7 protein-coding genes are annotated in these 7359 nt (G+C 54.9%); 3 read left to right on the top strand and 4 right to left on the bottom strand.

All coding sequences use genetic code 11. The features are described 5' to 3' along the window. On the top strand, positions 1-338 hold a 338-nt coding region (locus A3714_RS17445), incomplete at its 5' end, for a type IV pilin protein (RefSeq protein WP_156493811.1). Positions 339-400: 62 nt separating this feature from the next. On the opposite strand, the gene A3714_RS18380 is transcribed toward A3714_RS17445, so the two are convergent. After that, positions 401-907 (bottom strand): GspH/FimT family pseudopilin, encoded by a 507-nt coding sequence (locus A3714_RS18380; protein WP_063509687.1) that lies wholly within the window; start codon positions 905-907, stop codon positions 401-403. Positions 908-969: 62 nt separating this feature from the next. Here A3714_RS18380 and A3714_RS17440 point away from each other — a divergent pair, with 62 nt between their 5' ends. Then, positions 970-2067: an FAD-binding oxidoreductase gene (locus A3714_RS17440; RefSeq protein ID WP_082850703.1), complete on the top strand. Its 1098-nt coding sequence runs from the start codon at positions 970-972 to the stop codon at positions 2065-2067. Here A3714_RS17440 and A3714_RS02065 read toward each other — a convergent pair. Genes A3714_RS02065 through A3714_RS02055 form a run of 3 tightly spaced genes read right to left on the bottom strand, consistent with a single transcriptional unit; the run spans position 2016 to position 5205 of the window. Continuing rightward, complete coding sequence (locus tag A3714_RS02065) at positions 2016-3398, bottom strand: sigma-54 dependent transcriptional regulator (protein ID WP_063509982.1); 1383 nt, start codon at positions 3396-3398, stop codon at positions 2016-2018. The two genes, A3714_RS17440 and A3714_RS02065, sit on opposite strands and share 52 nt — an antisense overlap. Before the next feature lie 12 nt (positions 3399-3410). Then, positions 3411-4967, bottom strand: a complete 1557-nt coding sequence (locus A3714_RS02060; RefSeq protein ID WP_063509981.1) for a PAS domain-containing sensor histidine kinase — start codon at positions 4965-4967, stop codon at positions 3411-3413. After that, on the bottom strand, positions 4957-5205 hold the full coding sequence (locus A3714_RS02055) for a PP0621 family protein (protein WP_063509980.1): 249 nt from the start codon (positions 5203-5205) through the stop codon (positions 4957-4959). The genes A3714_RS02060 and A3714_RS02055 overlap by 11 nt, the downstream gene beginning before the upstream one ends. A gap of 247 nt (positions 5206-5452) precedes the next feature. Between A3714_RS02055 and A3714_RS02050 the strand changes: the two genes are divergently transcribed. After that, positions 5453-7078, top strand: a complete 1626-nt coding sequence (locus tag A3714_RS02050) for an NAD+ synthase (protein WP_063509979.1) — start codon at positions 5453-5455, stop codon at positions 7076-7078. Positions 7079-7359: the final 281 nt, after the last annotated feature.

Below are 7359 nucleotides of genomic sequence, written 5' to 3'. Positions count from 1 at the left end.
CAGTTGCGTATCCTGCATATACGAAGTATGTGCAGGATGCTCATCAAGAGGCGGGTAAGGGCGTTCTGCTGGACTGGGCTTCCGCTCTGGAGGGATACCGGGGAAAGCACTTTTCTTATAAGGGGGCCGGCTCAAAGACCGGTACCCTCGTGCCTGAATCGGTAGGGCACAAACATTATAAATTCACAATTTCGGTACCTTCGGATCATAAATATACGATCAAGGCAACGCCTTATAGTTCAGTCATGACCGGAACAGAGACGATGGCTCTTGATAGCCAAGGTAACGCCTGTGCCGCTGTGGGGGGCTGCACCCCCACTTCTGGTAGTAGCTGGTAGAGTATCTGGTAGGCAATGAATGGAAGTAGGACGGGCTTTTCTGGGGCTACTTCCATTTTTCTTCAATTACTCTCACATTCAGATCCGGCTTTCTCAATGCGAGTCCTGCCAATCCAGTTCATGATAATTTTCCTCCCTGAGGATCCATTACAGATAAGGAAATGTCCGTTCTGGAACCGGGTTACACCTCTGTTACTGTAGACTAGGTGTTTGCCTCTGAATCGTTTCCACTCCAGCCAAGTATTGTTTGGTAGCTGTAGATAGTGCTGTATTTCATGATCCTCCAGTGCACTGTTTTGATTTTTGTCTCGCCCCTCTATCAGCAATTTTGTTCTTTTGAAGCTGCTGCATCCCCTCTCTCCATCACATATAAGCCGGTTTCCATCTGTTATGGCATTCGCTCTGGCCTCTCTGATCAATCCGGCTACACTATTGGTAGCGGCGATGACCCGATGCTCCTGAATCATCGGGGCTCCAATGTTGTGCGCGATCATTGCCAGAATAGTCAGTATGCTTAATGCGGCAAGGCATTCTAGTACGGTAAAACCTGTTTTTTCATTGTTCGTCATCTGGTTTTTCTATGTCGGCCAGGTTGAACTTGTTTTATATATGTCAGAAGTCATGGGATGAAATGAGAGAAGTCGTAATTGTTGGTGGTGGCATTGTCGGTTTATTGAGTGCGTTTGAGCTGACAAAGCGTGAGATTCCAGTGATTGTTATTGATGAATCGGGGGGGCGGCAGGCGTCTTGGGCGGGAGGGGGTATTCTGTCTCCGCTTTATGCATGGCGTTACTCCGATGCGATGAATCGTTTAACTTTTGATGCCATGCAACGCTATGTGGCTCTCTTCGGTGAGCTCGTGGGTAGCAGCCTGGATTGGTCTGATTTACATAGAGGAGGGTTGTGGGCTCATGTTGGTTCAGAAGAATTCGCCAAGATGAAAGATTGGGCTGCGCGGTGGGGGGTGTCGTATGAGGTTCTTTCAGGGAAAGAGTTGCTGCCTTCTTTTCCTTTTGCAGAAGGTATTCTATTTCCTGATCTGGGAAGCGTTAGAAATCCGCGCTTTTTGAAAGCCTTGCGAAACTATCTTGTGTCTAGAGGCGTTTCCTTTATAAGAGACAGAGTGGTATCCCTCATTCCGAAACAAAAAGGGGTAATACTAGAAACTCGAGATGGGCGGGTTGTTGACGCGCGAAGCTTGGTTATCAGCGCAGGTGTTGGAAGCAATAAGATGCTTTCAATACTGGGTGTATCTTTACCAATGTTCCCGGTAAAGGGCGAAATGCTGCTCTATCAGCTACCTCCAGGTAAGGTGCCAGCCATAATGTTAACTGAATCAGGCTATCTCATTCCGCGTTCAGATGGTGCTATCCTGGTCGGCTCTACCTTGGCCCAGGGGGATGCTTCGACTTACCCAACCGTGTCGGGCCGCTATCAACTCGAGGCTGTTGCAGCCAAGCTCCTACCTGAACTTTCCGGTCTCAAGCCCCTTTATCACTGGGCAGGAGTTCGTCCCGGCAGTGCTTTGGATCATCCATATATTGGCCCCGTTCCGGGGCTTGCTGGCGTCTTTGTCGCATCCGGCCATTATCGGAATGGGTTGGTGTCAGCTCCTGCTACGGCTGAGATTCTTGCGCAAATGGTGTGCGGGGAAAAGCCGTTTACTGATCCCTCTGCCTACTCGCTCTCGCCTGTGTCTCGATCAAGATCCAGTTTCTTCAGCCGGTAACGCAGAGACCGGAACGTCATGCCCAGTTTTTTTGCGGCAGCAGTTCGATTCCAGTGTGTAAGATCCAGAGCTTTTAATATCTCCTGTCTCTCAATTTCCTGGAGGAAGTCTTCTAAGGATTGGTTTAATGGGCGCTCTGGAGGGATATTGGTTTCCCTATTTGCAACAGCTTTGGCAGGAAAGCTGTTTGCTTGCAGACAGAGATGTTCTTCGTTGATTTCTTTTCCATCGCATAGCGTGACGGCTCTTTCCAATGTGTTTTCGAGTTCCCTGACATTGCCCGGGTATGCATATTCCTCCAGAGCCATCATGGCGGAAGCGCTGACGGTTGGAGGAACGATTTCCCAAGCGGCACTGAGACGTTTAAGGATATGCTCGACCAGAACAGGGATGTCTTCTTGCCGGTCTCGGAGAGGAGGGACATGGGCTTCAATAACGTTGAGTCGATAGAAAAGGTCTTGTCTGAATCGCCCTTCCGTCATTTCTTGAGCCAGATCTTTGTGAGTAGCGCTAAGAATGCGAAGGTTTACTTGGAATTCTCGGGTCTCGCCTACAGGGCGCACAGATTTCTCCTGTATGGCCCGCAAAAGTTTGACTTGCATGTGCAGGGGGAGGTCGGCCACTTCATCCAGGAATAGTGTGCCGCCATCGGCTTCGCGGAATATACCTTTGCGATCTTCCACGGCTCCAGTGAACGCGCCTTTGCGATGACCAAAAAACTCACTTTCCATCAATTCCGAGGGAATTGCCCCGCAGTTGACAGCTACAAAAGGTTTTTCTCTCCGAGGACCAAGACTGTGTATCAGGCGGGCAATACGCTCTTTGCCGCTACCGGATTCGCCACTGATATAAATCGGTGCCTGACTACGTGCTAGCTTGCGAACCTGAGCTTTTAAGGCAACCATGCTCGGCGCCTCGCCGATCAGGTTGTCTTCTTCTTCGAGATGATCTTCCGCGTTACTGATGCCAAGTCCGTCCTCAATCAATTGACGCAAGCGGTCTAGCGCTATTGGCTTGGCGATAAAATCATAGGCGCCGAACTTCATGGCATCTGTCGCTGTTTCCATGCTGCCATAAGCCGTAATCACGGCGGTGGGCATCTCGGGACAGTGACGGGAAATATACTGGAGCAACTCCAATCCGGTGCCATCGCCCAGGTTCATGTCGGTCAGACACAGGTTGAATGTCTGCTCATCAAGGGCTTTTTTGGCTGCGGCGAGGGATTCAGCGGCGGTGGCTTTCAGCTTCATTCGGCCAATGGTAATGACCAGCAGTTCGCGCAGATCTGCTTCGTCGTCAACAACCAGGATGTGTGGGGTGTCAGCACTCATAATCAGATCGTGTTATTGGAATTGTCGGTGCGGGTGAGCAAAGGTTATCACAAAGCTGGCCCCATTCGGGCTATCTTCAAGATCCAGGGCGGCCTGATTGGCCTGGCAGAGCTCCCGGCAAAGATAGAGGCCTAATCCATTGCCGTCATTGGCCGTGGTATAGAAGGGTTCAAAAAGGTGTTGAGCGGTTTCCCGGGGGATGCCGTTACCGTTATCCCGGATCCGGAGCCAGGGTAAGCCGGTCTGCTGATGGCTGCCACATTCCAGAGTCACGTTGCAGTGCTCCCCGCCGTGCTGAAATGCATTTCGAATCAGGTTGTCGACTACCTGGGTCAGCTGGCTGCGATCAAAGCGGACTTCCACCTCCGATTGGCAGGCCTTGCTGAGGCGCTGGTTGCTATAGCCCCGTAACGCCCATTGTTCAATAAGCTCGTCAAGGAATGGCGCCAGGCTGAAGCGCTCGGCCTGGCCTCGTCCTCGGCGAGACAGGTCCAGCACATCGTGGATGATGCCATTCACACGGCCCACATGATTGCGAATAATGCCGAGCAAATGCTGATCTTCCTCGCTGGCATTTCCATCGAGTAACAGCTCGGTGGCATGGTTGATGGCGCTTAGCGGGTTGCGTATCTCATGGGCAAGAGTGGCAGAGAGGCGCCCCAGTGAGGCCAGATTCATCTGCTGTGCCTCCTGGGCAACCCGGGCGCTATCTTCCAGAAAGAGCAGGGTGAGCAGCTCGTGGTCGGTTTCCAAAGGCGCGAAGCGTGGGCTGAGCACGGGAGATTGTTCTGATGTTCTCAAGGTGGCCAGCGGCAGTAGCGGGTTTTCCAGCCAGCGACGGTAGCGGTGAGCCAATTGCTTGGGTAACTGGTTGCCCAGCATGGGGGTGCCAAACAGGCTGTTGGCGGCCTGATTCGCCATCAGGATCCGTAAGGATTGGTCGAATACCACCACGCCGGTGCGCATGCGCTGCACAATCTGTTGATTCAGGGCTTCCAGGCGCTCAATGGCCACCCGCTGTCGCTGTGCGATTCGTTCACTGTACTGCAGCCGCTGGGATATCTGCTGGATAATCAGCGAGACCATGAAAAAGGCGATACCCAGCAACCCTGATTCTGTGAGCAGGAATGGCGACTCAGACAGGGCCTGGATGGAAAAATAAAACTGCTCGAACATCATCGACAGAGTCGCGAGCGCGGCAATCAGAAAGCCCAGGCGCCCACGCAGTAAAATATTGCCTGCGGCGACGGTGACCAGCAGCAAAACCGCCAGCCCGCCCTCCAGGCCTCCGCTGGCGTGCACCACCAGCGTGAGCATGGTCAGATCGGTAATCAGGGAAGCCGGTTGCGCCCAAGCGGGGTAGGCCCGCTTTTCATCGCGGAAATCCAGGGTGGCCGACGCCAGCGTCAGCCCCAGATAGACAAAGAGTGTCGTTTCAAATAATAGTGGCAGATGGGTGCCGATGAGGGGCTTTTCCGGCCCGAAATGCAGCAGCATCAGGCTGCAGGCGATGGCAATCCGGTAAACGTTATAGATTCGGGCGGGTGTCCACCCCTGGCTAGCGCTCATGGTGCTCCAGATACAGGCGCTGGTGCTCCTGGCAGCAGAAGTGTCGGCCATTATGCGTAAAGGCTTCCGGGGCCGGGACATGCACGCCGCACTGGGCGCATTTGAGCATGGCCTGACCGTCCCGATCCGCATCGGTCCCGGTATCGCTGCGGCTGCCGGTCTGCGAAAGCAGGTTTTTTGCCACTCGCCAGGCCAGATAGATCAGGGCGGCAATAATCAGCAGGCGTATCAGGCCCATTTTGTTCTCCTTGTTTTAGCGTGATGCGTCCATCGGTCGCCGGCTCAGAGCCTGCTCGGGGTCTATAGGCAACCCGAAGGGCCGGGAGCTTTTTTCGCCAGCCCGCGACGGCTATTGCTTATGTAGAATGACTACACATCACCGTCGCGGGCTGGCGAAAAAATTGCCTCCGGCGCGGCTGCGTATAGACCCCAAGCAGGTTCTAAAGAGTACAATCAGCGCTCACTTGAGGAAAGGCCGGTTAACCATGCGGATTATTATGGCCCAGCAGAATGCGCTGGTGGGCGACATTGAGGGCAATGCCCAACGGGTAATCGATGCGGCGGACGAGGCTCGTCGTTTGCTGGGTGCGGATCTGGTGCTGTTTCCGGAGCTGATGCTGACCGGCTATCCCCCGGAGGATTTGCTGTTGCGCCCCAGCCTCAACAGCCGCGTGGATGCGGCCCTGGAAACGATCGGGCAGCAGGTCAGTGTGCCGGTGGTGATCGGCTATCCTGCGGTACGGAATGGGCAGCGCCGAAATGCCGCCGGGGTAATGTTCCCGGGGGAGAGTCGCCCCCGTCATGAGTATTTCAAGCAGCATCTGCCCAACTACCGGGTGTTCGACGAAAAGCGCTATTTCCAGCCTGGTTCTGAAGCCTGCACTTTTGAGCTGGATGGCTGGACCCTGGGCCTGACTATCTGCGAGGACATCTGGCACAGCGGGCCGGCCGCCCAGCTGCAGCAACAGAATGTGGATCTGGTGCTTAATCTGAACGCCTCACCTTTCCGGGCCAACAAGTTCCAGGAGCGCCTTGAGCAGGTAGAGGCCCGCAGCCGTGAAACCGGCCTGCCCATCCTGTATTGCAACCTGGTGGGGGGGCAGGACGAGCTGGTCTTTGACGGTGCGTCCTTCGTCTGTGATAGCCAGGGGCGGCGCTGTATACAGGCTGCCAGCTTTGCCGAGGCTCTGGTCCCGGTGGACCTGCAATGCCAAGACGGACACTGTGAGCCCATGGGTGAACAGCTTCCGCTTCCCGGCCTGGAGGAGAGCCTTTATCAGGCCTTGGTGCTGGCAACCCGGGACTACGTGAACAAAAACGGTTTCAAGGGGGCCCTGTTGGGCTTGTCCGGCGGCATTGATTCGGCACTCACCCTGGCAGTGGCAGTGGATGCGCTTGGTCCAGAAAGGGTGGAGGCTGTGATGATGCCGTTCCGCTACACCTCGGCCATGAGCCTGGAGGACGCAGAGAAACAGGCCAAAACCCTGCGGGTTCACTACCGGGTGCTGCCCATTGAGCCCGCGTTCAATGGGTTTATGGATATCCTCAGTGAGGCATTCGCCGGTCAGCAGAAGGATACCACCGAGGAGAACCTGCAGGCCCGCTGCCGCGGAGTCCTGCTGATGGCGCTCTCCAACAAAAACGGTTCTGTGGTTCTGACCACCGGGAACAAGAGCGAAATGGCGGTGGGTTATGCCACGCTCTACGGCGATATGGCCGGTGGTTTCTCGGTACTCAAGGATGTCTTCAAGACCATGGTTTACCGCCTGGCCAACTGGCGTAACCAGCAGGCCGGCGTGGAAATTATCCCGGAACGGGTGATCACCCGCCCGCCTTCTGCCGAACTGGCCCCGGATCAGGTCGACAGTGATTCATTACCGGATTACGACGAGCTGGATGCGATTCTCGAGCGCTACGTGGAGCAGGATATGAGTGCGGAAGCGGTGATCCGGGATGGGTTTGACCGGGAGAATGTCTATCGGGTCGTCAAGCTAACCGACCGTAATGAATACAAGCGGCGGCAGGCCGCCGTGGGCCCCCGAGTCAGCCGTCGCGCCTTCGGCAAGGATCGGCGCTACCCGATTACCAATGGCTGGCGCCCTGGGGACTGAAAATAGTTGGACGTTTAACGTTCAACCTTGAAAAGCGGTTAGCCCTGCGGGTTCCTGAAAGCAAAGAGGCCGCGCCCAAGCTATGGGCGCGGCCTCTTGCGTTTATAAAGCAAAAAGCGTGGTCCGCGCTTTTCAACGTTGAACGTTAAACTTTCAGCTCATTACAGCAAATCAAACGTCAGCAGGCTCAGCAGCCCATCATCCTCGTCCGGCCACCAGGCCAGATCCACGCGTTTGTCATCGTCCAGAAAGGTGCTGTCCGGCCAGTTCAGGGCCAGAAC

The organism is Alcanivorax sp. HI0007, from assembly GCF_001635525.1.
In the GTDB taxonomy this organism is placed as follows: Bacteria; Pseudomonadota; Gammaproteobacteria; order Pseudomonadales; family Alcanivoracaceae; genus Alcanivorax.
The sequence above is the reverse complement of the archived record's forward strand: the minus strand, read 5'-3'. Positions and strand labels throughout refer to the sequence as shown.

What these genes read in the sequence shown, in the direction of transcription:
- A3714_RS18380 (WP_063509687.1), bottom strand. Translation starts at nt 907, where the DNA reads ATGACGAACAATGAAAAAACAGGTTTTACCGTACTAGAATGCCTTGCC.
- A3714_RS17440 (WP_082850703.1), top strand. Translation starts at nt 970, where the DNA reads ATGAGAGAAGTCGTAATTGTTGGTGGTGGCATTGTCGGTTTATTGAGT.
- A3714_RS02065 (WP_063509982.1), bottom strand. Translation starts at nt 3,398, where the DNA reads ATGAGTGCTGACACCCCACACATCCTGGTTGTTGACGACGAAGCAGAT.
- A3714_RS02060 (WP_063509981.1), bottom strand. Translation starts at nt 4,967, where the DNA reads ATGAGCGCTAGCCAGGGGTGGACACCCGCCCGAATCTATAACGTTTAC.
- A3714_RS02055 (WP_063509980.1), bottom strand. Translation starts at nt 5,205, where the DNA reads ATGGGCCTGATACGCCTGCTGATTATTGCCGCCCTGATCTATCTGGCC.
- A3714_RS02050 (WP_063509979.1), top strand. Translation starts at nt 5,453, where the DNA reads ATGCGGATTATTATGGCCCAGCAGAATGCGCTGGTGGGCGACATTGAG.